Source organism: Crossiella cryophila (assembly GCF_014204915.1).
Taxonomy (GTDB): domain Bacteria; phylum Actinomycetota; class Actinomycetes; order Mycobacteriales; family Pseudonocardiaceae; genus Crossiella; species Crossiella cryophila.
Window position 1 is genome coordinate 565,661 of the sequence record NZ_JACHMH010000001.1, and the last position, 25,155, is coordinate 590,815.

The 25,155-nt window shown below is 69.8% G+C and carries 21 protein-coding genes; 3 read left to right on the top strand and 18 right to left on the bottom strand.

Annotation, left to right across the window (positions count from 1 at the left end; genetic code table 11):
* The first annotated feature begins 135 nt into the window (after positions 1-135).
* Both HNR67_RS02650 and HNR67_RS02655 read left to right on the top strand, forming a co-directional pair.
* Positions 136-2,016, top strand: a complete 1,881-nt coding sequence (locus HNR67_RS02650; protein WP_185000542.1) for a 2-oxoacid:acceptor oxidoreductase subunit alpha — start codon at positions 136-138, stop codon at positions 2,014-2,016.
* Complete coding sequence (locus tag HNR67_RS02655) at positions 2,013-3,083, top strand: 2-oxoacid:ferredoxin oxidoreductase subunit beta (protein WP_185000543.1); 1,071 nt, start codon at positions 2,013-2,015, stop codon at positions 3,081-3,083. The genes HNR67_RS02650 and HNR67_RS02655 overlap by 4 nt, the downstream gene beginning before the upstream one ends.
* Before the next feature lie 60 nt (positions 3,084-3,143).
* On the opposite strand, the gene HNR67_RS02660 is transcribed toward HNR67_RS02655, so the two are convergent.
* On the bottom strand, positions 3,144-4,766 hold the full coding sequence (locus HNR67_RS02660) for a hypothetical protein (RefSeq protein ID WP_185000544.1): 1,623 nt from the start codon (positions 4,764-4,766) through the stop codon (positions 3,144-3,146).
* Between the two features lie 172 nt (positions 4,767-4,938).
* On the opposite strand from HNR67_RS02660, the gene rarD reads away from it, so the two are divergent.
* Positions 4,939-5,868 (top strand): EamA family transporter RarD, encoded by a 930-nt coding sequence (rarD, locus tag HNR67_RS02665; protein WP_185000545.1) that lies wholly within the window; start codon positions 4,939-4,941, stop codon positions 5,866-5,868.
* 1 nt (position 5,869) lies between these two features.
* Here the strand turns inward: rarD and HNR67_RS02670 are convergent, their stop codons facing one another.
* The 17 genes from HNR67_RS02670 to HNR67_RS02750 all read right to left on the bottom strand — a co-directional run bounded on the left by HNR67_RS02670 (position 5,870) and on the right by HNR67_RS02750 (position 25,155).
* Complete coding sequence (locus HNR67_RS02670) at positions 5,870-6,880, bottom strand: polyprenyl synthetase family protein (protein WP_185000546.1); 1,011 nt, start codon at positions 6,878-6,880, stop codon at positions 5,870-5,872.
* 20 nt (positions 6,881-6,900) lie between these two features.
* The gene (gene nuoN / locus HNR67_RS02675) at positions 6,901-8,403 is read right to left on the bottom strand and encodes an NADH-quinone oxidoreductase subunit NuoN (protein WP_246492808.1); all 1,503 of its coding nucleotides are present in this window, start codon (positions 8,401-8,403) and stop codon (positions 6,901-6,903) included.
* A gap of 76 nt (positions 8,404-8,479) precedes the next feature.
* Positions 8,480-10,054, bottom strand: a complete 1,575-nt coding sequence (locus HNR67_RS02680) for an NADH-quinone oxidoreductase subunit M (RefSeq protein ID WP_185000547.1) — start codon at positions 10,052-10,054, stop codon at positions 8,480-8,482.
* Positions 10,051-11,997: an NADH-quinone oxidoreductase subunit L gene (nuoL, locus tag HNR67_RS02685; protein ID WP_185010051.1), complete on the bottom strand. Its 1,947-nt coding sequence runs from the start codon at positions 11,995-11,997 to the stop codon at positions 10,051-10,053. The genes HNR67_RS02680 and nuoL overlap by 4 nt, the downstream gene beginning before the upstream one ends.
* A 25-nt stretch (positions 11,998-12,022) precedes the next feature.
* Positions 12,023-12,322, bottom strand: a complete 300-nt coding sequence (gene nuoK, locus HNR67_RS02690; RefSeq protein WP_185000548.1) for an NADH-quinone oxidoreductase subunit NuoK — start codon at positions 12,320-12,322, stop codon at positions 12,023-12,025.
* A 139-nt stretch (positions 12,323-12,461) separates the two neighbouring features.
* Complete coding sequence (locus tag HNR67_RS02695) at positions 12,462-13,292, bottom strand: NADH-quinone oxidoreductase subunit J (protein WP_185010052.1); 831 nt, start codon at positions 13,290-13,292, stop codon at positions 12,462-12,464.
* Positions 13,293-13,342: 50 nt separating this feature from the next.
* Positions 13,343-13,894, bottom strand: a complete 552-nt coding sequence (gene nuoI / locus HNR67_RS02700) for an NADH-quinone oxidoreductase subunit NuoI (protein WP_185000549.1) — start codon at positions 13,892-13,894, stop codon at positions 13,343-13,345.
* Entirely contained in the window at positions 13,881-15,203 is a 1,323-nt protein-coding gene (gene nuoH / locus HNR67_RS02705; RefSeq protein WP_185000550.1) for an NADH-quinone oxidoreductase subunit NuoH, read from the bottom strand. Before nuoH ends, nuoI begins: the two co-directional genes overlap by 14 nt.
* Positions 15,200-17,641, bottom strand: coding sequence for an NADH-quinone oxidoreductase subunit G (locus HNR67_RS02710; RefSeq protein ID WP_185000551.1), 2,442 nt, complete (start codon positions 17,639-17,641; stop codon positions 15,200-15,202). The genes nuoH and HNR67_RS02710 overlap by 4 nt, the downstream gene beginning before the upstream one ends.
* Before the next feature lies 1 nt (position 17,642).
* Positions 17,643-18,938: an NADH-quinone oxidoreductase subunit NuoF gene (gene nuoF, locus HNR67_RS02715; protein WP_185000552.1), complete on the bottom strand. Its 1,296-nt coding sequence runs from the start codon at positions 18,936-18,938 to the stop codon at positions 17,643-17,645.
* Positions 18,939-18,945: 7 nt separating this feature from the next.
* Positions 18,946-19,689 (bottom strand): NADH-quinone oxidoreductase subunit NuoE, encoded by a 744-nt coding sequence (nuoE, locus tag HNR67_RS02720; protein ID WP_185000553.1) that lies wholly within the window; start codon positions 19,687-19,689, stop codon positions 18,946-18,948.
* Complete coding sequence (locus HNR67_RS02725; protein ID WP_185000554.1) at positions 19,686-21,083, bottom strand: NADH-quinone oxidoreductase subunit D; 1,398 nt, start codon at positions 21,081-21,083, stop codon at positions 19,686-19,688. The genes nuoE and HNR67_RS02725 overlap by 4 nt, the downstream gene beginning before the upstream one ends.
* On the bottom strand, positions 21,080-21,832 hold the full coding sequence (locus HNR67_RS02730; protein WP_185000555.1) for an NADH-quinone oxidoreductase subunit C: 753 nt from the start codon (positions 21,830-21,832) through the stop codon (positions 21,080-21,082). The genes HNR67_RS02725 and HNR67_RS02730 overlap by 4 nt, the downstream gene beginning before the upstream one ends.
* Before the next feature lie 6 nt (positions 21,833-21,838).
* Positions 21,839-22,390, bottom strand: a complete 552-nt coding sequence (locus HNR67_RS02735; protein WP_185000556.1) for a NuoB/complex I 20 kDa subunit family protein — start codon at positions 22,388-22,390, stop codon at positions 21,839-21,841.
* A gap of 3 nt (positions 22,391-22,393) precedes the next feature.
* Positions 22,394-22,759 carry an NADH-quinone oxidoreductase subunit A gene (locus HNR67_RS02740; RefSeq protein WP_185010054.1) on the bottom strand — a complete coding sequence of 122 codons (366 nt, stop codon included), beginning with the start codon at positions 22,757-22,759 and terminating at the stop codon, positions 22,394-22,396.
* Positions 22,760-23,101: 342 nt separating this feature from the next.
* Positions 23,102-24,400, bottom strand: a complete 1,299-nt coding sequence (locus HNR67_RS02745) for a geranylgeranyl reductase family protein (RefSeq protein ID WP_185000557.1) — start codon at positions 24,398-24,400, stop codon at positions 23,102-23,104.
* A 71-nt stretch (positions 24,401-24,471) separates the two neighbouring features.
* Complete coding sequence (locus HNR67_RS02750; RefSeq protein WP_185000558.1) at positions 24,472-25,155, bottom strand: demethylmenaquinone methyltransferase; 684 nt, start codon at positions 25,153-25,155, stop codon at positions 24,472-24,474.

Here is a 25,155-nt window from a genome sequence, read left to right on the forward strand (position 1 = left end):
AAGGTAGTTCCAGCAAATCCGAAGCGTGAGTTCCCCGACGCTGATGGCCCCCGACCCGGACTACCCTCGCTGGGGGAGCATCGGCGTTAGTAACGGCCGATCAGGCGCGTGAGGTAAGAGAGGGATCGCGAGCCCATGAGTGTGAGCACCCCGGGCCACGAGACCGCTGAGGTCCGCAAGCTCGACCGAGTGGTCATCAGGTTCGCCGGCGACTCCGGTGACGGTATGCAGCTGACCGGCGACCGGTTCACGTCGGAGGCGGCGGCCTTCGGCAACGACCTGGCCACGCTGCCCAACTTCCCCGCCGAGATCAGGGCGCCCGCAGGAACCCTGCCCGGGGTTTCCAGCTTCCAGCTCCACTTCGCCGACTACGACATCCTCACCCCGGGCGACCGGCCGGACGTCCTGGTCGCGATGAACCCCGCGGCACTGAAGGCGAACATCGAGGACCTGCCGCACGGCGGCATCCTCATCGTCAACACCGATGAGTTCAACAAGCGCAACCTCAGCAAGGTCGGCTACGCCGCCGACCCGCTGGAGGACGGCTCGCTGGAGCCGTACGCGGTGCACAGGGTGGCCATGGCCACCCTGACCCGCGGTGCGCTGGAGCCCACCGGGCTGTCGAAGAAGGACGCCGAGCGCGCGAAGAACATGTTCGCGCTGGGGCTGCTGTCCTGGATGTACCACCGGCCGACCGAGGGCACCGAACGCTTCCTGCGGGAGAAGTTCGCCAAGAAGCCCGACATCGCCGAGGCCAACGTGCTGGCCTTCCGCACCGGCTGGAACTACGGCGAGACCACCGAGGCGTTCGCGGTGACCTACCAGGTCGCCCCGGCCAAGCTGGCCGAGGGCACCTACCGGCAGATCACCGGAAACACCGCGCTGGCCTACGGGATCGTGGCCGCCGGACAGCGTTCCGAGCTGCCCGTCTTCCTCGGCACCTACCCGATCACGCCTGCCTCGGACATCCTGCACGAGCTGTCCCGGCACAAGCACTTCAGCATCACCACCTTCCAGGCCGAGGACGAGATCGCCGGCATCGGCGCGGCGCTGGGCGCGGCCTACGGTGGCGCGCTGGGCGTGACCACCACCTCCGGCCCCGGCATCGCGCTGAAGTCGGAGACCATCGGCCTCGCGGTGATGACCGAGCTGCCGCTGCTGATCATCGACGTGCAGCGGGGCGGTCCGTCCACCGGGCTGCCGACCAAGACCGAACAGGCCGACCTGTTGCAGGCCATGTTCGGCCGCAACGGCGAGGCTCCGGTCCCGGTGCTGGCCCCGGCCACGCCCGCGGACTGTTTCGAGATGGCCGTGGACGCCGTCCGGATCGCGCTGAAGTACCGCACCCCGGTGCTGCTGCTCTCCGACGGCTACATCGCCAACGGGTCCGAGCCGTGGCTCATCCCCGACGTCGACACCCTGCCCGACCTGCGGGTCACCTTCGCCACCGAGCCGAACGCGCCCGATGGCTCCGGTGAGTTCTGGCCGTACCTGCGCGACCCGGAGACGCTCGCGCGTCCGTGGGCCGTGCCGGGCACGCCGGGGCTGGAGCACCGGATCGGCGGGCTGGAGAAGGGCGACGGCAAGGGGAACATCTCCTACGACCCGGACAACCACGACAAGATGGTCCGCCTGCGCCAGGCCAAGATCGACGGCGTGGACGTGCCGGACCTCGTGGTGGACGACCCGACCGGCGACGCCGAAGTGCTCGTGGTCGGCTGGGGCTCCACCTTCGGACCGATCGGCGCCGCCGCGCGCCGGGTGCGCAGGCTGGGCCTCAAGGTCGCGCACGCCCATCTGCGGCACCTGAACCCGTTCCCGAACAACCTGGGTGAGGTGCTGGGCAGCTACAGCAAGGTGCTCGTCCCGGAAATGAACCTCGGCCAGCTCGCGTTGCTGTTGCGGGCCAAGTACCTGGTGGACGCGATCAGCCACACCAAGGTCGCGGGTACCCCGTTCAAGGCCGAGGAACTCCAGGACGTGTTCATCGAGATCATCCAGGGGGTCAAGGCATGACCGCGGTCGACATCGGGTTGCCGATCATCGGCGGCCTGGACGGTGTTCCGACGACGGATGAGAAGCAGACCGCCAAGGTCTTCAAGTCCGACCAGGAGGTGCGCTGGTGTCCGGGATGTGGTGACTACATCATCCTGAACGCGATGCAGAGCTTCCTGCCGGAGCTGGGGCTCAAGCGGGAGAACATCGTCTTCGTCTCCGGCATCGGCTGCTCCTCGCGTTTCCCGTACTACATGAACACCTACGGGGTGCACTCCATCCACGGGCGGGCGCCCGCCATCGCCACCGGACTCTCGGTGTCGCGGCCGGACCTGTCGGTGTGGGTGGTCACCGGTGACGGTGACGCGCTCTCCATCGGCGGCAACCACCTGATCCACGCGCTGCGCCGCAACGTGAACCTGAAGATCCTGCTGTTCAACAACCGGATCTACGGGCTCACCAAGGGCCAGTACTCGCCGACCTCCGAGGTCGGCAAGGTGACCAAGTCGACCCCGATGGGTTCGCTGGACCACCCGTTCAACCCGATCTCGCTGGCGCTGGGCGCGGAGACGAGCTTCGTGGGCCGGGCGCTGGACACCGACCGGGCCGGGCTGACCGACGTGCTGCGGCAGGCCGCCGCGCACCGGGGCAGCGCGCTGGTGGAGATCTACCAGAACTGCCCGATCTTCAACGACGGCGCGTTCGACGTGCTCAAGGAGCCGGGCGAGAAGGAACGGCGGATCGTGCCGCTGGAGCACGGCAAGCCGATCCGGTTCGGCGCCGAGCAGGAGTACGGCGTGATCCGGGAGGGCCAGCACGGCTCGTTCGTGGTGCGCAAGGTGGACGAGGTCGGCGAGGACGCGCTGGTGGTGCACGACGCGACCCTGCAGGACCCCAGCTACGCCTTCGCGCTGTCCCGGCTGGGTGGGCAGAACCTGGACTACACCGTCACCGGTGTGTTCCGCTCGGTGCCCCGCCCGACCTACGACGACCAGGCCCGCGCCCAGGTGGAACAGGCCAAGCAGGGCAAGACCCCCGACCTGGCGGGTCTGCTCCGCGGCAAGGACACCTGGACCGTACTGGCCTGATGTCCTGACGTAGCAACGAGAAAGGCCCCCGGGGAACGTTCCCCGGGGGCCTTCTCCATGTCACTGCCGGTCGGGATCGATCACCGGCTCGAACAACGACCGGGACCGCTCACCCTGCGGTGCGGGCGGTTCGGCGGGCGCCACCGGGGGCGGCGGCTGCTCGGCCGGGGTCACCGGCCGCGGCGGCGCGGGCGGCACCGGCGGCATCTGGCGCGGCGGTGCGGGCACCGAGGGCGGGTTGCCAGGACCGCTGGAGGCGGCCAGGTGCTGGAAGTAGGCGGTGTCCCTGGCCTGGAGGTCCTGCGGCGGCAACGGCCGCGGCGGGAACTGCGGCGGCGCCACCCGCTGGGCCGGCCGCGGCGGCCGGGCCGGGCGGTGATCGGCCAGCTCGGTGTCGGTGACGTCCAGCTCCGGCGGCGCGCTCACCTGCGGCGCGGGCGGTGCGGGGGCAGGCACCGGGCGCTGGGCCTGGCGGGGTTCCGGGTCCTCTTCCAGGGCGTTGAGGATCTCGTTCTTCGGGATGCCGTAGGCCGGGGTCTCGGCCTCGAAGAACAGCGGCCGGTCGTCCGGCTCGGGCTGGGCTTCGGCGGGCTCGCCGACCGGGGCGAAGAGCGCGGTGGTCGGTTGCTCGGCGGGGCGGGTGACCGGGGCCGGGGGTTCGGGGTGGGTGGCCGACCAGGGCTGCTGGTCGTCCGCCTCCAGGTGGGAGGCCGGGGCCTCCAGGTGCGCGGTCACGGGCTCGTCGGCCGGGGGCTGGGCGGACCACTGCTGGGTCGGCGCGGGCTCGGACCGGCGGAAGTCCTCGTCGGCACGCTGCGCGGACCACTGCTGGGTGGGAGCCGGTTCGCGGCGGGTGTCCTCTGGGCGCTCGGCGGACCACGCCTGGGTGGGCGCGGGCTCCGCGTCGGCCGGCCACTGCGGGGTGGCGGCGGGCTCGGCGCGGCGGGAGTCCTCGGCGCGATCAGCGGACCACTGCTGGGTCGGGGCGGGCTCCGCGCGCTGGGTGTCCTCGGCGCGATCGGCCGACCATGCCTTGGTCGGTGCGGCCGCGGGCTCGGCGGGGCGGGAGGAGGTGTCCTCGTGCCACTGCAGGGCGGGTTCCTCGTCCTCGGTGCGGGGGGCCGACCACTGCTGGGTGGCGGCGGGCTCGGCGGGCGGGGTGTCCGCTTCGGCGCGTTGCGCGGACCACTGCTGGGTCGGGGCCGGTTCCGGGCGGCGGGTCTCCTCCGGGCGCGGGGCGGACCACTGCTGGGTGGGCGCGGGCTCGGCGGGCTGGGACCAGGTGGGTTCGCGGCGGCGTTCCCACGGGGCGTCGGCCTGGGTGGTGGTCTCCTCGGCCGGGGTGAAGATGGAGGTGCGGGGTTCCGGGGTGGAGACGGGGGTGAACAGGGCGGTCTTGGGCTGCTCCGCCTTGGGCTGGGTGGGCAGGACCGTGGTCTCCTCGCCGGTGGCGATGGGACGGACCGGCTTCGGCGTGGGGAGGGGTTCGAAGACGATCTCGTCGTCCTCGTCGTGGCGGATCACGGTCGGGGCGACCGGGTCCGGTCGGCGGGTGGCGCGCTCGTCCTCCAGCGCGGCCAGCTCACGGCGGGCCGGGGTGACGAAGAGCACCCAGGTGGCCAGGCCACCGATCACGAATGCGAGCAGGCTCCACAGCCAGACCTGCCCGAACAACGACGACACCGCGACATCCCTCCGGCCTTTTCCACTTTCTTTGGCGCTTTCCGCGCGCAGGTGAAACCTTGCCGAACCCTAACCCGCGGGGCCGCCCGCCGCGTCTGGTTGACCAGGTGGCGACAGTTGATGTGACGAAGTTACTTGTCGGGCCGTCAGCGCCGCGGCGTAGGCTCGATCCGTGCCGTCGTCGCCTTCCTCCTCGGCCGGCGCGGCCGGCCTGGCGTGCGGGGCGGGCGCGTACGTGCTCTGGGGTTTCTTCCCCGCCTTCTGGCCCCTGCTGGCACCCGCCGGTCCACTGGAGATCCTGGCACATCGCCTGGTCTGGACCCTGGCGGTGATGGCCTTGGTCACCCTGGTGCTGCGCCGCGGCAAGATCCTCTGGCGGCTCTCCCCCGGCGGCTGGCTGATGGCAGGCGCCGGTGCGGTGCTCATCGCGATCAACTGGGGCGTCTACATCTACGGGGTGACCAGCGGGCAGGTGGTGGAAACCTCGCTGGGCTACTTCATCAACCCGCTGGTCTCGGTGCTCTTCGGGGTGCTGGTGTTCAACGAGCGGCTGCGCGGGGCGCAGTGGGCCGCGGTGGCCGTCGGCGGCGCCGCGGTGTGCGTGCTGACCTTCGAGCACGGCGACGTGCCGGTGCTCGCGCTGGTGCTGGCCGCGAGCTTCGGCACCTACGGGCTGATCAAGAAGACCTCGAAGCTGGCCGCGGTGGACTCGCTGACCGCGGAGAGCCTGGTGCTGGGCCTGCCCGCGATCGGGTTCCTGGTCTGGCTGGGCGCGCAAGGCACCTTCACCACCGGGCTCACCGGCCACGATCTGCTGCTGATGGCCTCGGGGCCGATCACCGCGCTGCCGCTGCTGATGTTCAGCATCGCCGCGCGGCGGGTGTCCATGACCACGCTGGGCATCCTGCAGTACCTCGCGCCGATCCTGCAGTTCGCCTGGGGCGTGCTGGTGCTGCACGAGCCGATGTCGCCTGCCCGCTGGGCCGGGTTCGCGCTGGTCTGGGTGGCCGTGATGGTCTTCACCGTGGACGGCGTGCTGGCCGCCCGGCGGGTGCTGCGGAGCCGGGCCGAACCGGCTCCGCAGGTCACCGTGGGCTCCTGAGCTACTGGGAGCGGGCCACCACGAAGTTGGCCAGCGCGGACAGCGCGGAGCGGGCCGGGCAGTCCGGCAGGTCCACCAGGGCGGCGTGCGCGCGCTCGGAGTACTCGCTGAGGGTCTTGCGCGCCTCTTCCAGGCCCGAGGACGCCCGGAGCAGCTCCAGCGCCTCCTCGACCTCGACGTCGGTGTCCAGCGGCCGGGACAGCAGCTCACGCAGCCGGGCGCCGGAGACGTGGTCCTCGGCCAGCGCGTAGAGCATCGGCAGCGTGCGCACGCCCTCGCGCAGGTCGGTGCCGGGGGTCTTGCCGGACTCCACCGCGGGCGAGGCGATGTCGATGATGTCGTCGGAGATCTGGAAGGCCGCGCCGATCACGTCGCCGTACCGGCACAGCGCCTCGACCTGTTCCTCTGGCACGCCGGAGAACATGCCGCCGAAGCGGCCCGCGGTGGCGATCAGCGAACCGGTCTTCTCATCGATCACCGAGAGGTAGTGGGTGACCGGGTCGGCGCCCTCGGCCGGGCCGACGGTCTCCCGCATCTGGCCGGTGACCAGTTCGGCGAAGGTGTTGGCGATGATCCGGGCCGCGTCGGTGCCGAGGTCGGCCACCAGCCTGGACGCGTGCGCGAACAGGAAGTCGCCGGTGAGGATGGCCACCGAGTTGTTCCAGCGGGCGTTCGCGCTGAGCGCGCCGCGCCGCATCGGGGCCTCGTCCATCACATCGTCGTGGTAGAGCGTGGCCAGGTGGATCAGCTCCACCACGACGGCGGAGGTGATGACCTCCTGGCGGCCCGGGTCGCCGAAGTGGGCGGCCAGGAGGGCGAAGAGCGGGCGGATTCGTTTTCCGCCCGCCTCCATCAGGTGCAGGGATGCCTCGGTCGCGAAGTCGAGGTCGCTGCGGACCGAGTCCTGCAGCAGCTCCTCGACCGCGGCCAGCCCGGCCAGAACCGTGGCCTCCAGGTCGGGGTCTGCCAGCACGATGCCGGCGCCCCGACCGGCCTGCTCACTCGTCGTCACACTTGCAGCCTACGTAGCACTCAGAAGGCGAACACTCCGAGGTCCGCCCAGTCGAGGGCGAACTGCGGCACGACTCCGAGCAGCAAGGTCACGGTCACACCGAGTGTGATGGCCATGACCGTGAACGCCCCAGGCACGGTGACCGTGGGACCGTCCTCCGCGGGCTCCTGGAAGTACATCAGCACGATGATCCGCAGGTAGAAGAACGCCGCGATCGCACTGGTGACCAGGCCGACCACGACCAGCGGAGCGGCCCCGTCCTCGATCGCCGCCGCGAACACCACGAACTTGCCGATGAACCCGCTGGTGAGCGGGATGCCGGCCAGTGCGAGCAGCAGGAAGGTGAACACCGCGGCCACCAGTGGCGACCGCTTGGCCAGACCGGCCCACTGGGAGATGTCGGTGGCCTCCCCGTGCGAATCCCGGACCAGGCTGATCACGCCGAAGACCGCCAGCGTGGTGAAGCCGTAGGCCAGCAGGTAGAACATCGTGCCGGACAGCCCCTGCGGGGTGAGCGCGATCGAGCCCACGAGCAGGAAGCCCGCGTGCGCCACCGAGGAGTAGGCGATCATCCGCTTGATGTCGCTCTGCGTGAGACCGAGCACAGCGCCGATGACCATGGACACGATGGCCACCGCCCACAGCACGTACTGCCACTCCCAGCTGCTGGACTTCAGCGCCACCTGGAAGACCCGCAGGATCGCGCCGAAGGCCGCCACCTTGGTGCAGGCGGCCATGAACGCGGTCACCGGAGTCGGCGCGCCCTGGTAGACGTCCGGGCTCCAGGTGTGGAACGGGCCGACCGCGGCCTTGAACAGCAGGCCGACCACCAGCAGGCCGACCCCGGCGTAGAGCAGGGTGTCGGAGCGCTCGTTGCCCGCGGCCGCGTTGGCGATCGCGGCCAGGTTGACCGAGCCCGCGTAGCCGTAGAGCAGCGCCAGGCCGTAGAGGAAGAAGGCCGAGGCGAACGCGCCGAGCAGGAAGTACTTGACCGCGGCTTCCTGCGAGATCAGCCGCCGGCGGCGGGCCAGCGCGCAGAGCAGGTACAGCGGGAGGCTGAGCACCTCCAGCGCGATGAACATGGTCAGCAGGTCATTGGCCGCGACGAAGGTCATCATGCCGCCGAGGGCGAACAGCGCCAGCGGGAAGACCTCGGTCTGCATGCCGGTGGTGGCCGCCTGCGCCCGGTCCTGGATGGTGCCGGGGCGGATCGCGGCGTGCGCCACGAAGTAGCCGCCGCGCTCCACCGAACGGTCCGCGATCAGCAGGATCGAGCCGAAGCCCAGTGCCAGCAGCGTGCCCCACAGGAACAGCGTGGGGTAGTCCACCGCCAGCGCCTTGGCCATCGGCAGCACCCCGGTGCCTGCCTCGCCAAGGCCCTTGGTGACCAGCACCGCACCGGCCGCGGCGATCGAGAACAGGCTCAGGAACACCTGTACCGACCAGCGCAGATGCCGGGGCAGCAGCGCTTCGAAGAGCACCGAGACACAGGCCGCGCCGAGGATGATCAGCACCGGCACCATGTGCTCGAGCAGGAAGTCCGGCAGTTCCAGCAGCGGTTGTTGCTGCGGCTGCGCCAGGTGAATCAGGGTCACCACGTCACTTGCCTTCCTTCACCAGGTCCTGCTGCCCGGCCTCGGTCATCGTCGCCGTGACGGACGGGTTGATCACGTCGAGCACCGGCTTGGGGTAGACCCCGAGCGCGATGATCAGCACCACCAGCGGAGTCAGCACCGCCAGCTCGCGCTTGGACAGGTCGGCCACCTTGGTCTTGGCCGTCTCCGAGGCGGGATCCACCGCGGAGCCGGGACCACCGGCCAGGCCCACCAGCGCGTTGCCGCGCACCGGGCCCTGCATGACCCGCTGGTAGGCCCACAGCACGTACAGCGCGGCCAGCACCATGCCGACGGTGGCGATGATGGTGAACACCGGCTCCCTCGGGAACGACCCGATCAGCACCAGGAACTCGCTGACGAAGGAGTTGGTGCCGGGCAGGGCCAGCGAGGAGAGCCCGGCGATGAAGAACATGCCGCCGAGCACCGGGGTGAGCTTGGCCATACCGCCGTAGTCGCTGAACAGCCGGGAGCCACCGCGCGCCATGACCATGCCGACCACCAGGAACAGCATGCCGGTGGAGAGGCCGTGGTTGACCATGTACAGCACCGCGCCGGAGATCGACTGGGTGCTGAAGGCGAAGATGCCCAGCGCGATGAAGCCGAAGTGCGCGATCGAGGTGTAGGTGACGAACCGCTTCATGTCGGTCTGTCCCGCGGCCAGGATCGCGCCGTAGATCACGCCGATCACGGCCAGCGTGAGCACCCACGGCGCCAGGATCCGGCTGGCGTCGGGGAACATCGACAGGCCGTAGCGCAGGAAGCCGAAGGTGCCGACCTTGTCGAGCACGCCGACCAGCAGCACGCCGACGCCCACCGGGGCCTCGCCACCGGCATCCGGCAGCCAGGTGTGCAGCGGCACCAGCGGCGCCTTGATCGCGAAGGCGATCAGGAAGCCGAGGAACAGCCAGATCTGGGTGCTCTGCGGGATGTCCTTGGCGATGCTGACCAGGGTCGCCCAGTCGAAGGTGCCCTTGCCCAGCTTGCCGCTGGCCACCACGTACACCCCGATCACCGAGGCCAGCATGACCAGGCCGCCGAAGAGGGAGTACAGGAAGAACTTGACCGCCGCGTACTGCCTGCGCGGTCCGCCGAAGCGGCCGATCAGGAAGTAGGCGGGCACCAGCATCGCCTCGAAGAAGACGTAGAACAGGAACACGTCGGTGGCGGCGAAGACCCCGATCATGAAGGTCTGCATCACCAGCAGCAGGGAGAAGAACCCGGCGACCGTGCGGCCCTCGGGCAGTTTCTCCTCCCAGGAGGCGCCGATCACGATCGGCACCAGCACCGCGATCAGCGCGATCATCACCAGCGCGATGCCGTCCACGCCGAGGGCGAAGCGCACGCCGAAGGCCGGGATCCAGTCCACCCCGAAGGCGAGCTGGATCCGGTCGCCGCCGGGGGTGAACCCGGCCCAGGCCACCGCGGCGAGCACCAGCTCGGCCAGGGCGAACCCGAGCGCGGTCAGCTTCGCCGCGCGGTCGTTGCCGCGCAGGAACGCCACCACCAGGCCGCCGAGAAGCGGCAGCAGCAGAAGTGCGAGCAGCACGAGGCCGTTCATCCCGCCAACCTCACCATCAGCAGGGCGGCGATCAGCAGAACCGAACCGCCCAGCATGCTCAGCGCGTAGGAGCGCACGAAACCGGTCTGGAGCCGGCGGACCCGGCTCGAGACGCCCCGGAGCAGCACGGCCGTGCCGTTGACCACCCCGTCGACGCCCTTGTTGTCGAAGAAGAGCAGGAACCTGGTGAGCAGGAAGCCCGGGTTCGCGATGAGCCCCTCGTTGATCGCGTTGGCGTAGAGGTCCTTGCGGGCGGCGCGCACCGGGAAGGAGACCTTCTCCGGGCGTTCCACCGGGACCGGCTTACGGCCGAAGATCAGCCAGGCGGTGAGCGCGCCGAGCGCGGCCAGTGCCACGGTGAGGATCGGCACCAGCGAGTGCGGCAGCACCCCGTGCTCGGACTCGACCAGCTTGCCCAGCGAGGGCTCCAGCCATTCCGCGAGCCGGTGGCCCTGGCTGAAGAAGAAGCCGGCGCCGACCGAACCGACCGCCAGCACGATCATCGGCACGGTCATGCTGGCCGGGGACTCGTGCGGGTGGTAGTCGCGGCCGTCCGCGGACTTGAGCTTCTGCCAGCGCTTCTCACCGAAGAAGACCAGCAGCATCAACCGGGTCATGTAGAACGCGGTCAGCCCGGCGCCCAGCAGGGCCGCGCCGCCGAAGACCCAGCCGCGCCAGCCGCCCTGGCCCAGCGCCGCCTCGATGATGGCGTCCTTGGAGTAGAAGCCGGACAGCAGCGGGAAGCCGATCAGGGCCAGGTAGCCAAGGCCCCAGGTGACGAAGGTGACCGGCATGTGCCTGGCCAGCCCGCCCATCCGGCGGATGTTGCCCTCGTCGTTCATCCCGTGCATCACCGAACCGGCCCCGAGGAAGAGCCCGGCCTTGAAGAAGCCGTGGGTGAGCAGGTGCATGATGCCGATCGCGTACCCGGCCGGGCCGAGGCCGACGGCCAGGATCATGTAGCCGATCTGGCTGACCGTGGAGTAGGCCAGCACCTTCTTGAAGTCGTCGTAGGCGCAACCGATGATGCACCCGATCACCAGCGTGATGGCGCCGATGATGACCACGACCAGGCGGCCGTCCTCGGTCAGGTTGTAGATCGGGTTGGACCGGGCCACCAGGTAGACACCGGCGGTGACCATGGTCGCGGCGTGGATGAGCGCGGAGACCGGGGTCGGGCCCTCCATCGCGTCCGGCAACCAGGCCTGCAGCGGGAACTGACCGGACTTGCCACAGGCGCCCAGCAGGAGCAGCACCGCGATCGCGGTGACCACACCGGGGGACAGCTCGCCCGCGCGGGCGAAGACCTCGGTGTACTGGGTGGTGCCCAGGTCCCGGAACATCAGGAAGATCGCCAGCGCCAGGCCGACGTCACCGACCCGGTTCATCAGGAAGGCCTTCTTCGCCGCGGTGGCCGCGGCCGGCTTGTGCTGCCAGAAGGCGATCAGCAGGTAGGAGGCCAGACCAACGCCCTCCCAGCCCAGGTACAGCGTCACGAAGCTGTTGCCCAGCACCAGGACCAGCATCGCCGCGACGAAGAGGTTCAGGTAGGCGAAGAACTTCCGCCGGTCCGCGTCATGGCTCATGTAGCCGATCGAGTAGATGTGGATCAGCGAGCCCACACCGGTGATCAGCAGCACGAAGGTCATCGACAACGGGTCGATGCGCAGGCCGAACTCGACCTTGAGCGCGGCCACGTTGAACCACTCGAACACCGGCAGGTCGGCGACTCGCGAGCCGGCGTCCTTGCCGATGGTCTGCACGAACAGGACCGCGCCGTAGACGAACGACAGGATCGCCATCGCGGAGCCGAGCAGGTGACCCCACCCGTTGACCCGCTTCCCACCGACCAGCAGCACGGTGGCGCCGATCAGCGGGAGCAGGATCAGCAACCAGGCGTACTGGGCCGCGCCGGTAGCCTCCACCACCTCGGCGGCGGCCATTACATTTCCCTTCACCGTCTGCACCTCAGTACTTGAGCAGGTTGGCGTCGTCGACCGAGGCCGAGCGGCGGGTGCGGAAGATCGACATGATGATCGCGAGTCCGACGACCACCTCGGCCGCCGCGACGACCATCACGAAGAAGGCCATCACCTGGCCGTCCAGCGCGCCGTTGATCCGGGAGAAGGTCACCAGGGTCAGGTTCACCGCGTTGAGCATCAGCTCGATGCACATGAACACGACGATGGCGTTCCGCCGGACCAGCACGCCCACCGCGCCGATGGAGAACAGCAGCGCGGACAGCAAAAGGTAGTAGGTGGGGGTCATGCTGTTCCGCCTCCCCGGAATTTAACTGCTGTGGTTGCGTTGGCTGGGCGCTGTGCGGTTTCGCTCGTGCTTGTGGCTGGGTTGCGTCCCGTTCCCCTTAGGTACGGCTGGCAGCCACTCGGGGGTGACACAAGGGGGGTCATGCCTTCCCCTCCTCGGTACCGGACTTCTCGTCCTTCTTCTCGGACCGTCCGGTGAGCGCGTGCGCGTCCGGCTGGGCGCCGGTGCCCGCGACCTCGGTGATGTCGTCGGCGAGGCGCTCACGCGAGGTGGCCTCGATGATCTTGGACAGCGATTCCGGTGCGACCGAACCGTCCGGCAGCAGCGCCGGGGTGGCCACCGAGTTGGCGGTGGCGAACACACCGGGGCCGGGCAGCGGCGAGGGGCGGTCGTGCTCGCCACGCAGGCGGGCGCCGACCAGCTCGCGCTGGCTGCGCTTGGTGGAGTGTTCCTTGTCCACGAAGGCCAGCAGCATCGCGCCGAGCGCGGCGGTGATCAGCAGCGCCGAGGTCAGCTCGAAGGCGAAGACGTAGTCGCGGAAGAGCAGGTGCCCGATGCCGCGCACGTTGCCGGGGCCGCCCTCGCCGTTGACCTTGGCCAGGCCGGTGGATGGCACCGAGGTGAGCGCGCGGGCCAGTGCGGAGACGATCAGCGCGGCGAAGCCGAGGCCGAGGAAGGTGGCCGCGAGCCGTTGCCCGCGCAGCACCTCCACCACCGAGTCCGAACTGTCCCTGCCCACCAGCATCAGCACGAACAGGAACAGCATCATGATCGCGCCGGTGTAGACGATGATCTGCACCACGCCCAGGAACGGCGCCTGCTGCGCGATGTAGAGCACGCCCAGGCTGAGCATGGTCAGCACCAGGAACAGCGCCGAGTGCACGGCGTTGCGGGCGAAGAGCATGCCCAGCGCGCCGGCCAGCGCGACCGGCCCGAGCACCCAGAACAGGATCTGCTCACCGAGGAACATGGTGTCCGGCGCGGCAGGCGGGGCCTGGGCGAGGATGGCGATGACGGAACTCAACGCACAGCCCCCTCGGTGGGCTTCTCGGTGGGCTTCTCGCCGCGGGCCAGCTGCGGCCCGTTGACGTAGTAGTCCTGCTCGTTCTCACCGAGGCGCATCGGGTGCGGCGGCTGCTCCATGCCTTCCAGCAGCGGCGCCATCAGCTGTTCCTTGGTGTAGATCAGGTTCTGCCGGTTGTCGTCGGCCAGCTCGAACTCGTTCGTCATGGTCAGCGAACGGGTCGGGCAGGCCTCGATGCAGAGACCGCAGCCGATGCAGCGCAGGTAGTTGATCTGGTAGATCGCCCCGAAGCGCTCGCCCGGCGAGAAGCGGGCCTCCTCGGTGTTGTCACCGCCCTCGACGAAGATCGCGTCCGCCGGACAGGCCCAGGCGCACAGCTCGCAGCCGACGCACTTCTCCAGGCCGTCCGGGTGCCGGTTGAGCTGGTGGCGACCGTGGTACCGCGGCGCGGTGACCTTCATGACCTCGGGATATTCCTCGGTGACGACCTTCCGGAACATCGTCGAGAAGGTGACGCCGAAGCCCTTGATGGGATCAAACAGTCCCATCGCCAGCCTCCTTTCCGCCTTCGGTGCCGATCGCGGCCGGCGTGGAACTCTGCTGCGCGGCGGCCACGGGGGTCCGGCGCTTGGGGGGCTTGGGCACCGCGAGGTCCAGCGGCGGGATCGGGTAGCCGCTGCCGGCCACCTGGATCCGTTCCTCCGGCAACTCGCGCTCCGGGATCAGGAAGACCAGCAGGATCAGCACGGCGAGGCCGGCTCCACCGAAGATCAGGTACTGGGTGGTCGAGATGTCCGGGGTGGTGTTGATGTACTTGACCACGGTCACCGCGACGAACCAGACCAGCGCGCTGGGGACCAGCACCTTCCAGCCCAGCTGCATGAACTGGTCGTAGCGCAGCCGGGGCAGGGTGGCGCGCAGCCACACGAAGAAGAACAGGAACGCCAGCATCTTGCCGAGGAACCAGAGCACCGGCCACCAGCCGGTGTTGAGGAACCCGTCGCCGATGAGGTGCAGCCCGAACGGCGCCTGCCAGCCACCGAGGAACAACGTGGTGGCCAGCGCCGAGACGGTGGCCATGTTGATGTACTCGGCGAGGAAGAACATGGCGAACTTCAGCGAGGTCGAGTACTCGGTGTGGAAGCCACCGACCAGCTCCGACTCGGCCTCGGGGAGGTCGAACGGGGCCCGGTTGGTCTCACCGACCATGGAGATCACGTAGATCACGAAGCTGGGCAGCAGGGTGACCACGAACCAGACGCCATGGGACTGCGCGGCCACGATGTCGGCGGTGGACAGCGAGCCGGCGAACAGGATCACCGAGACGATCGAGAGGCCCATCGCGATCTCGTAGGAGATCACCTGGGCGGCCGAGCGCAGCGAGCCGAGCAGCGGGTACGGCGAGCCGGAGGCCCAGCCGGAGAGCACGATGCCGTAGACGCCGACCGAGGCGCAGGCCAGCACCACCAGGATGCCCACCGGCACGTCCGCGATCTGCAGCGCGGTCTTCTCGCCGAAGATCTCGACCTCGGGCCCGAACGGGATCACCGAGAAGGCCAGGAAGGCGGGCACGGCGGAGAGGACCGGGGCCAGGAAGTAGACCCACTTGTCCGCCATGACCGGCCGGATGTCCTCCTTGAAGGCCATCTTCAGCGCGTCGGCCAGTGACTGCAGGATGCCCCAGGGGCCTGCCCGGTTGGGGCCGGGCCGCTGCTGCATGAACCCGACCACCCGGCGCTCGCCCCAGACCAGGCCGATCACCAGGACCACCAGGAAGATGAAGACGGCGAGCACCTTGATCAGGCTCAGCCACCACGGATCGTCGGCGAGCAGCCGTCCGACATCGCCCGGGTTCATGCGTTTCCTCCGTCGGTGACGGTGACGAGAGCGCCGTGACCGGCGCCAAGGGTGCGGCGCACGGTGGACGTGCCCGAGTTGCCGGGCAGCCACACGACCTGCTCGGGCAGGTCGGCCAACTCCAGCGGCAGCGTGATCGAACCGGTTTCGGTGGCCACGCTGACCGGGGAGCCCTCGGTCAGGCCGAGCTTGTCCGCGGTGGCCGGGGCCAGCCGGGCCACCACCGGACGGGCGGTGCCGGCCAGCGCCGGCTCGCCGTCCTGCATCGAGGAGTTGCCCAGCATCTGGGTCCAGCTGGCCAGCACCAGGTGACCGTTGGTCAGCAGCGGGGCGCCGGGGTCGGCGGCCGGGGTGAACACCGGGCGGGCGCCGCGGTGCGCGCCCAGCCGGGCCAGGTCCGCGGCCGCGGCGGCCGGGGTCTGGGTGAACAGGTCGGAGTCCATCTCGATCGCCAGGGTGTCCAGCACCCGGCAGTCCGGGACCACGCCCGCCACGTCCAGCGCGGCCTTGAACTCGCGGCGGCGGCCCTCCCAGTTGAGGTAGCTGCCCGCGCGCTCGACGGATGCGGCCACCGGCAGCACCACATCGGCGTGCTCGGTCACCGCGGAGTGCCGAAGTTCAAGGGAGACAACGAAACCAGCGGCCTTGACACCGGCCAGCGCGGCGGCCGGGTCACCGAAGTCACCCGGGTCCACGCCACCGATCAGCAGCGCGTCCAGCTCCTCGGCCGCGGCGGCGGCCAGGATGCCTGCCGCGTCCCGGCCGGCGGTCGCGGGCAGCGAGCCCGCGGCCACGCCCCAGGCCAGCTCGATCTCGGCGCGGGCTTCGGAGTCGGTGACCGGGCGGCCGCCGGGCAGCAGCGTGGGCAGCGCACCGGCCTCGACCGCGCCGCGCTCACCGGCGCGGCGGGGGATCCAGGCCAGCGTGGCGCCGGTGGCGGTGGCCAGCTCGACCGCGGCCGAGATCAGGCCGGGCACCTCGACCGCGCGGGCGCCGAGCAGCAGCACGGCGCCGCCACCGCGCAGCGCGGTGTCCGCGTCACCGGGCAGCGCGCGCAGTGCGGCGGGTTCGCCGCCGGGCACCGCGGGGATCAGGGTGCCGAAGGTCTTGCGCACCGCGGGGGTCGTGTACTGGCCGAGGTGGAAGACCTTGGTCCGGCCCGTGCGCGCGGCCTTGCGCAGGCGCAGGAACAGGATCCCGGCTTCCTCCTCGGGCTCCAGGCCCACGCAGAGCACCGCGGGCGCGGCCTCGACCGCGCCGTAGGTGACCCCGGTGTCCGGGGTGACGCCCACGATCGAGGAGGACAGCAGCGCCAGTTCCTCATCCGAGTGCGGCCGGGACCGGAAGTCGATGTCGTTGGTACGCGCGGCGACCCTGGCGAACTTGCTGTAGGCGTAGGCGTCCTCGACGGTCAGCCTGCCGCCGGGCAGCACGCCGACGCCCTTGCCGTCCCTGGCCTTGGCCAGGCCGTCGGCCGCCACCCGCAGCGCCTCGGTCCAGGATGCCTCGACCAGCTCGCCGTTCTCGTCCCGGACGAGCGGGCGGCGGATCCGGTCGGGCAGGGTCGGGTAGACGAAGGCGAAGCGACCCTTGTCGCACAGCCATTCCTCGTTGACCTCGGGGTCATCGCCCGCCAGCCGGCGCATGACCTTGCCGCGCCGGGTGTCCACCCTGGTCGCGCAGCCGCCGGCGCAGTGCTCGCACACGCCGGGGGTGGAGACCAGGTCGAACGGCCGGGAGCGGAACCGGTAGGCCGCGCTGGTGAGCGCGCCGACCGGGCAGATCTGGATGGTGTTGCCGGAGAAGTAGCTCTGGAACGGCTTGCCCTCGGCGATGCCGATCTGCTGCTGCGCGCCGCGTTCGAGCAGTTCGATGAACGGGTCGCCGGCGATCTGGTCGGAGAAGCGGGTGCAGCGCTGGCAGAGCACGCAGCGCTCGCGGTCCAGCAGCACCTGGGTGGAGATCGGCACCGGCTTGGGGAAGGTGCGCTTGGTCTCGACGAAGCGGGACTCGGTGCGACCGTGCTTGAGCGCCTGGTTCTGCAGCGGGCACTCGCCGCCCTTGTCGCAGATCGGGCAGTCCAGCGGGTGGTTGATGAGCAGCAGCTCCATCACGCCCTGCTGGGCCTTGTCGGCCACCGGCGAGGTGTGCTGGGTGCGGACCACCATGCCGTCGGCCACCGTGAGCGTGCAGGAGGCCTGCGGCTTGGGCATCGGCCGCCCGCCCATCTCCACGTCCACCAGGCACTGGCGGCAGGCGCCAGCCGGCTCCAGCAGCGGGTGGTCGCAGAAGCGCGGCACCACGATGCCCAGCCGTTCGGCGGCGCGGATGACCAGTTCGCCCTTGGGCGCGATGACCTCGCGCTCGTCGATGGTCAGCTTGACGTGCCCGGCGGGCACCGGTGCGGTCTCGGCGTTCTTCTCGGGTGCGACGGTCATGTCAGTGCGCTCCTGCTCCGGCCAGTGCGGCCTGCGCGTTGCCGGCGTTGCTCGCACACAGTTCGAGGAACTCGTGCCGGAAGTACTTGATGGCGCTGGTGATCGGGCTGGTAGCGCCGTCGCCAAGGGCACAGAAGGACCGGCCGAGGATGTTGTCGCAGATGTCCAGCAGGGTCTCCACGTCGGCGGGGGTGCCCTCGCCGCGGACCATCCGCTGCAGGATCTGCACCAGCCAGTAGGTGCCCTCCCGGCAGGGGGTGCACTTGCCGCAGGACTCGTGCTTGTAGAACTCGGTCCACTTCATCACGGCCCACGGCACGGACACGGTCTCGTTGAAGATCTGCAGCGCCTTGGTGCCCAGCATCGAACCGGCCTCGGCCGCGCCCTCGAAGTCCAGCGGCACGTCCAGGTGGTCCGCGGTGAACAGCGGGGTGGAGGAACCACCCGGCGTCCAGAACTTCAGCGGGATGCCGTCCTTCATGCCACCGGCCAGCTCCAGCAGCTCGCGCAGCGTGGTGCCCATCGGCGCCTCGTACTGGCCGGGGTTGGTGACGTGCCCGGACAGCGAGTAGATGGTCGGGCCGGGCGAACGCTCGCGGCCCATCTCGCGGAACCAGCCGGAACCGCCGTTGACGATGTAGGGAACCGAAGCGATGGTCTCGACGTTGTTCACCACGGTGGGCGAGGCGTACAGACCCGCGGTGGCCGGGAAGGGCGGCTTGAGCCGGGGCTGGCCGCGCTTGCCCTCCAGCGAGTCCAGCAGGGCGGTCTCCTCACCGCAGATGTACGCGCCTGCGCCGGCGTGCACCACGATGTCGAGGTCGAACCCGCTGCCCAGGATGTTCTTGCCGAGGTACCCGGCGGCGTAGGCCTCCTGCACCGCGGCGTTGAGCCTGCGGATGCAGTGCAGGACCTCGCCGCGCACGTAGATCGCGCAGAAGTTGGCCCGGATCGCGTAGGAGGTGATGATGCAGCCCTCGATCAGCGAGTGCGGATCGGCCATCATCAGCGGGATGTCCTTGCAGGTGCCCGGTTCGCCCTCATCGGCGTTGATCACCAGGTAATGCGGCTTGCCATCGCCCTGCGGGATGAAGCCCCACTTGAGGCCGGTGGGGAAGCCGGCGCCACCGCGACCGCGGAGACCGGAGTCCTTGCACAGCTGGATGAGCTGGTCCGGGTGCGCGGTGAGCGACTTGCGGAGGGCGGTGTAGCCCTCCAGCTGCTCGTAGGTGCGCAGCGTCCAGGATGTCGGCGAGAGCCAGCGCTTGGTGAGCACCGGCGTCAACGGCTCGGGCATGCCACCCTCACTTCTTCTCTGGGACGGCAGGCAGCGGGACGTCCTCCGGCATGACCGGAGCGGTCCAGCCGCGCTCGTGGGCGATCTTGGCTCCGCGCAGGGTCTCCACCGCGGCCGACGGGCCGGCCACGTCCGGCTCGCGGCCCTCGAAGAACCCGGCGAGCTGGAGTTCGGCCTGCTTGAAGTCGGTCAGCGGGGCGCCGCGGGTGGGGTTGGGCTTCTCCCCGCGCTGCAGGGCCTGCACGAGTTCCAGCGCCGATTCGGGCGTCTGGTTGTCGTAGAACTCGTAGTTGACCTGGAGCACCGGGCCGAGGTCGCAGGCGGCCAGGCATTCGGCGTGCTCGATGGTGACCGAGCCGGGAGTGCCGGGTTCACCGGCGGTCTCCTCGTGGCCGACGCCGAGGTGCTCGCGCAGCTTGCCGTAGATCGCGTCGCCGCCGAGGGCCGCGCACAGGGTGTTGGTGCAGACACTCACCAGGTGCTCGCCGCAGGGCTTGCGCTTGTACATGGTGTAGAAGGTCGCGACCGCGCTGACCTCGGCCTTGGCCAGGTCGAGCTGCTCGGCGCAGAAGGCGATGCCGGCCTGGCTGACGAAGCCCTCCACCGACTGCACCAGGTGCAGCATCGGCAGCAGCGCGGACCGGCTCTGCGGGTAGCGCGCGATGATCTGCTGCGCCTTGTCAACGATGTCCGCGAACAGCGCGGCATTCGCAGTGTCCACTTCGGACAGTCGTTCTGGAGTCGTCGTCATCGGTCCACACCACCCATCACCGGGTCGATCGAGGCCACCGCGGCGATCACGTCGGCGACCAGGCTGCCCTCGCTCATCGCGGGCATCGACTGCAGGTTCACGAAGCTGGGTTCGCGCACGTGCACGCGCAGCGGGCGGGTGCCGCCGTCGGAGACCAGGTGGTAACCCAGTTCACCGCGCGGGGACTCCACCGGCACGTACACCTGCCCGGCAGGCACGTCGAAGCCCTCGGTCACCAGCTTGAAGTGGTGGATGAGGGATTCCATGGACTGACCCATGATCTTGCGCACGTGCTCCAGCGAGTTGCCCATGCCGTCGGAGCCGATGGTCAGCTGCGCGGGCCAGGCGATCTTGCCGTCGGCCACCATCACCGGGCCGGGCTCGAGCTTCGCCAGGCACTGCTTGACGATCTTGAGCGACTGGTGGATCTCCTCCACCCGCAGCAGGTAGCGGGCGAAGCAGTCCGCCTCGGTGGCGGTGGGGACCTCGAAGTCGTATTCCTCGTAGCCGCAGTAGGGCTCGACCTTGCGCAGGTCCCACGGCAGGCCGGCCGACCGCAGGATCGGGCCGGTCATGCCCAGCTGCATGCAGCCGTCCAGCGGCAGGTAGCCGACGCCTTCGAGGCGGCGGCGCCAGATCGGCTGGCCGGTGAGCAGCTTGTCGTACTGCGGCAGCCGCGAGTCCATCACCTTGAGGAAGTCGGTGATCTTCTCGTGGTAGTCATCCGGCAGGTCCTGGGACAGCCCGCCGGGCCGGATGAACGCGTGGTTCATCCGCAGGCCGGTGAGGTGCTCCAGCAGGTGCAGGACCTCTTCGCGCTCGCGGAAGCCCGCGGTCATCGCGGTCAGCGCGCCCAGTTCCATGCCGCCGGTGGCCAGTGCGACCAGGTGCGAGCTGATGCGGTTCAGCTCCATCAGCAGCACCCGGACGGTCTGCGCGCGCCGGGGCGCTTCCACGCCGAGCAGCTTCTCGATGGCCAGGCAGTAGGCGGTCTCGTTGTGCAGCGGGGCCAGGTAGTCCATCCGGGTCACGAAGGTGACGCCCTGGGTCCAGTTGCGGTACTCGACGTTCTTCTCGATGCCGGTGTGCAGGTAGCCGATCACCGAGCGGGCCTGGGTGACGGTCTCGCCCTCCAGCTCCAGCACCAGGCGGAGCACGCCGTGCGTGGAGGGGTGCTGCGGACCCAGGTTGATGACGATGCGCTCGTCGTGGGTGGCGTCCTCGAGCACCTCGTCCCAGTCACCACCGCTGACGGTGTAGACCGGGCCCTCGGTGGTGAGCCGGGTGTCCGCGGCGTAGGGATCGTTTGCACCAGCGGCGATCTCGGCGCTGTCGCTGCCCTCGGGGCTGGTGTCGGTGCCGTCGGTGACGTCGGCGAGACGTTCGTGGCTCATGAGTAAGACCGCCTCTGGTCCGGCGGAGGAATTTCCGCGCCCTTGTACTCGACCGGGATCCCGCCGAGCGGGTAGTCCTTGCGCTGGGGGTGGCCGTCCCAGTCGTCCGGCATGAGGATCCGGGTCAGCGCGGGGTGGCCGTCGTAGACGATGCCGAACATGTCCCAGGCCTCGCGCTCCTGCCAGTCCGCGGTCGGGTAGACCTCGACCACGCTGGGCAGGTGCGGGTCCTCGATGTCCATGGCGACCTCGAGCCGGATCCGGCGGCGGTAGGTCATCGAGGTCAGGTGGTAGACCGAGTGCAGCCGCTGCGGCACGTCCACGCCGTAGTCCACGCCGGAGACCGAGCTGCACAGCTCGAAGCGCAGGGCCTGGTCGTCGCGGAGCAGCCTGCACAGTTCGAGCAGGTGCTCGCGGCGGATGTAGAAGGTGATCTCACCGCGGTCGACGGTGATCTGCTGCACCGCGTCGGCCGGGATGCCCTTCTCCGCCATGGCCATGGACAGCTCGTCGACGAACTCGTCGAACCAGCCGCCGTAGGGCCGCTCGCTGGGCGCGGGCGCGTAGGCGGGCAGGACGAGACCACCGAAACCGGAGGTGTCGCCCGAACCGCTGACGTTGAACATGCCCTTGCGGTTCTTGCCGGCCACGACCCCGCCGGAGGCCAGGTGCTCCTCGTGCTCGGCCTGGGTCAGGTCCGCCGAGCTGTGGGCCGGGCCCGTGGGCTCGGGAAGCTTCGCGTCAGTCACTGCCGATCACTTCTTCTTGGCGTACCGGACGGAGGACGGGATCATCTCGGTGCGCGCGCCGCTGGCGGCACGCAGCGCGGCCCGCTTGGGCCCGAGCGGCTCGTCCATGATCTTGGCGTGGATCTTCAGGATCGCGTCCAGCAGCATCTCCGGCCGCGGCGGACAGCCCGGCAGGTACATGTCCACCGGCACGATGTGGTCGACGCCCTGGACCACGGCGTAGTTGTTGAACATGCCGCCGGAGGAGGCGCACACGCCCATCGCGAGCACCCAGCGCGGTTCGGGCATCTGGTCGTAGATCTGGCGCAGCACCGGGGCCATCTTGTTGGTGACCCGGCCCGCGACGATCATCAGGTCGGCCTGGCGCGGGGAGGCGCGGAACGCCTCCATGCCGAAGCGGCCGAGGTCGTAGCGCGGGGCGCCGGTGGTCATCATCTCGATCGCGCAGCAGGCCAGGCCGAAGGTGGCGGGCCACAGTGAGGACTTGCGCGACCAGTTGACCAGTTTCTCCACGCTGGCCAACAGGATTCCGTTGGGCAGCTTCTCCTCAAGACCCATGACTCAGCTCCAGTCCAGGCCGCCGCGCCGCCACACGTAGACGTAGGCGAAGCCGACCGTGCCGATGAAGAGGGCGATCTCTACCAGGCCGAACAGACCGAGCTGGCCCGCGGTCACCGCGAAGGGGTAGAGGAACACCATTTCGATGTCGAACAGGATGAACAGCATCGCCGTCAGGTAATAGGCGACTGGCATCCGCCCACCGCCGACCACTGGCTGGGGCGAGGGCTCGATTCCGCACTCGTACGCGTCGAGCTTGGCCTTGTTGTACCGGCGGGGCCCGATATAGGGCGCCACGGTCACCGAGCCCAGGGCGAAGACCAAGGCCAGCAAGAACATCAGCACGAGGGGGAGGTATGGGTGGAGCACTGTCCCGCCGCCGTCCTTTCCACATCCGCGCTCGTCAGCAGCCTTCACGGCCGCCGTCCGATGGCACCCTAGGCACCCGGTGCGGCACCCCTTGTAGTAAGGTTCACCTAACTACCTCGGGAGCCGCTGCCGGAGCTTGTGAACTCGTTCACGAACTCCAATGGGCAAGTGTATGACCTGTCGCACTACCCCTGCGCGCGGGGACCGAGGGCGTGTTCCCGTTCGCCGGAGCTGGTCCGTCAAGATCAGTGGGTACCACCGAACGGCCCAGCCCGCAGCGCAAAGCGGCCCGGCTCGCCCCCGAAACGGGTGCGAACCGGGCCGTTTTTTCGCGCGGTCGGCTCAGGCGCTGGGCGCCAGCTTGGTGGCGGCGTTGATCACGCGGTCCATCGCGTCGCCGTCCTTGGGGTCGTACAGGCCGGCCAGCAGCTTGAGCACGAAGCGCATCAGCGGCTTGATCGGCATGCCGTACTTGGTGGCGGTGCGCATGATCGTCGGGTTGCCGATGAGCTTGCTGAAGATGTTGCCGAGCCGGTAGTAGCCGCCGAGGGCCTCGGAGACGGCCACCGGGTACCGGTGCAGGGCCCGCTCGCGGCTGAGCCCCTCCGGCCGGGCCAGGGCGTGCACCACGCACTCCGCGGCCAGCCGGGCGCTCTCCATGGCGTAGCCGATGCCCTCGCCGTTGAACGGGTTCACCATGCCGCCGGCGTCGCCGACCAGCAGCAGGCCGTTGCGGTAGTGCGGGGTGCGGTTGAAGCCCATCGGCAGTGCGGCGCCGCCGACCTTGCCGATCGCGTTGGCCTCGCGCAGGCCCCACTCCTCGGGGGTGCCGTCCAGCCAGGAGCGCAGCAGCTGGCGGTAGTCGACCTTGCCGTATGCCTTGGAGGTGGACAGGATGCCCAGCCCCACGTTCACCGTGCCGTCGCCCATGCCGAAGATCCAGCCGTAGCCGGGCAGCAGTTTGGGCTCACCGGGCGTGGCCTTGTCCCACAGCTCCAGGTGCGATTCGAGGTAGTCGTCCTTGCTGCGCGGGGAGTCGTAGTAGCGGCGGACCGCGATGCCCATCGGGCGGTCGTCCCGCTTCTCCAGGCCGACCGAGAGGGCCAGCCGGGCGGAGACGCCGTCGCAGGCCAGCACCAGCGGCGCGCGGTAGGTGACCGGGGTCTTCTCCTTGCCCGCGTTGGCGGTCACGCCGATCACCCGGCCGGTGCGCTCATCGGTCACCGCGCCGGTCACGTGCGTGTTCTGCACCAGCCGGGCGCCTGCCAGCTGCGCGGTCTGGGCCAGCATCTCGTCGAAGTCCTGGCGCGGGCGGACCACGCCGTAGGGCGGGAAGGTGGCCAGGTCCGGCCAGTCCAGCTCCATGGTGACGCCGCCGCCGATCACCCGCAGGCCGCGGTTGTGCAGCCAGCCTGCCTCTTCGCGGGTGTCGATGCCCAGGTCGATGAGCTGCTTCACGCCGCGCGGGGTGAGGCCGTCACCGCAGACCTTCTCCCGCGGGAACTCGCTCTTCTCCAGCAGCAGCACGTCCAGCCCGGCTCGGGCCAGGTAGGTCGCCGCGGTGGAGCCGGCCGGGCCGGCGCCGACCACGATGACCTCGGCGTCCTCATGCGGCTGACGTCGGCTGGTCGGGGTGGTCATCGAGGCTCCTCAGTCGTCCGTGGCGAGCTTGTGAACTTCTTCACGAAGTCCCTGGTGAGTGTAGTCGGTGGTCAGGGCTTGACCGCGCGGTGCAGGGCGACCACCCCGCCGGTGAGGTTGCGCCAGGCCACGTCCTCCCAGCCTGCGGCCGAGATCAGCTCGGCCAGCGCCCGCTGCTCCGGCCAGTCCTTGATGGACTCGGCCAGGTAGGAGTACGCGGTGGAGTTGGAGGAGAACCGGCGCGCGATCAGCGGGAAGGTGCGCAGGTAGGTGTGGTAGCCCAGCCGCATCGGCGCCCAGCTCGGCCGGGAGAACTCGCAGATCACCATCCGCCCGCCGGAGCGGGTGACCCTGGCCAGCTCGCTCAGCGCGGTGGCGGTGTCCTGCATGTTCCGCAGCCCGAAGGAGACGGTGACCGCGTCGAAGACCCCGTCGGCGAAGGGCAGCCGCAGCCCGTCGGCGGCCACCATCGGCAGCCCGCGCCGCTGGCCGCGCTGCAGCATGCCGAGGGAGAAGTCCGCGGCCACGCACCAGGCCCCGGTGCTGGCCAGGTCCGCGGTGGAGGTCGCGGTCCCGGCCGCCAGGTCCAGCACCCGGTCGCCGGGCTTGAGGTCCAGCGCGCGGGTGGTCTTGACCCGCCAGCGCCGGTCCATGCCCATGGCGAGCACGGTGTTGGTGAAGTCATAGCGCCGCGCGACGCCGTCGAACATCTCGGCTACTTCGCGCGGGTTCTTGTCCAAACCAGCCCTGACCAT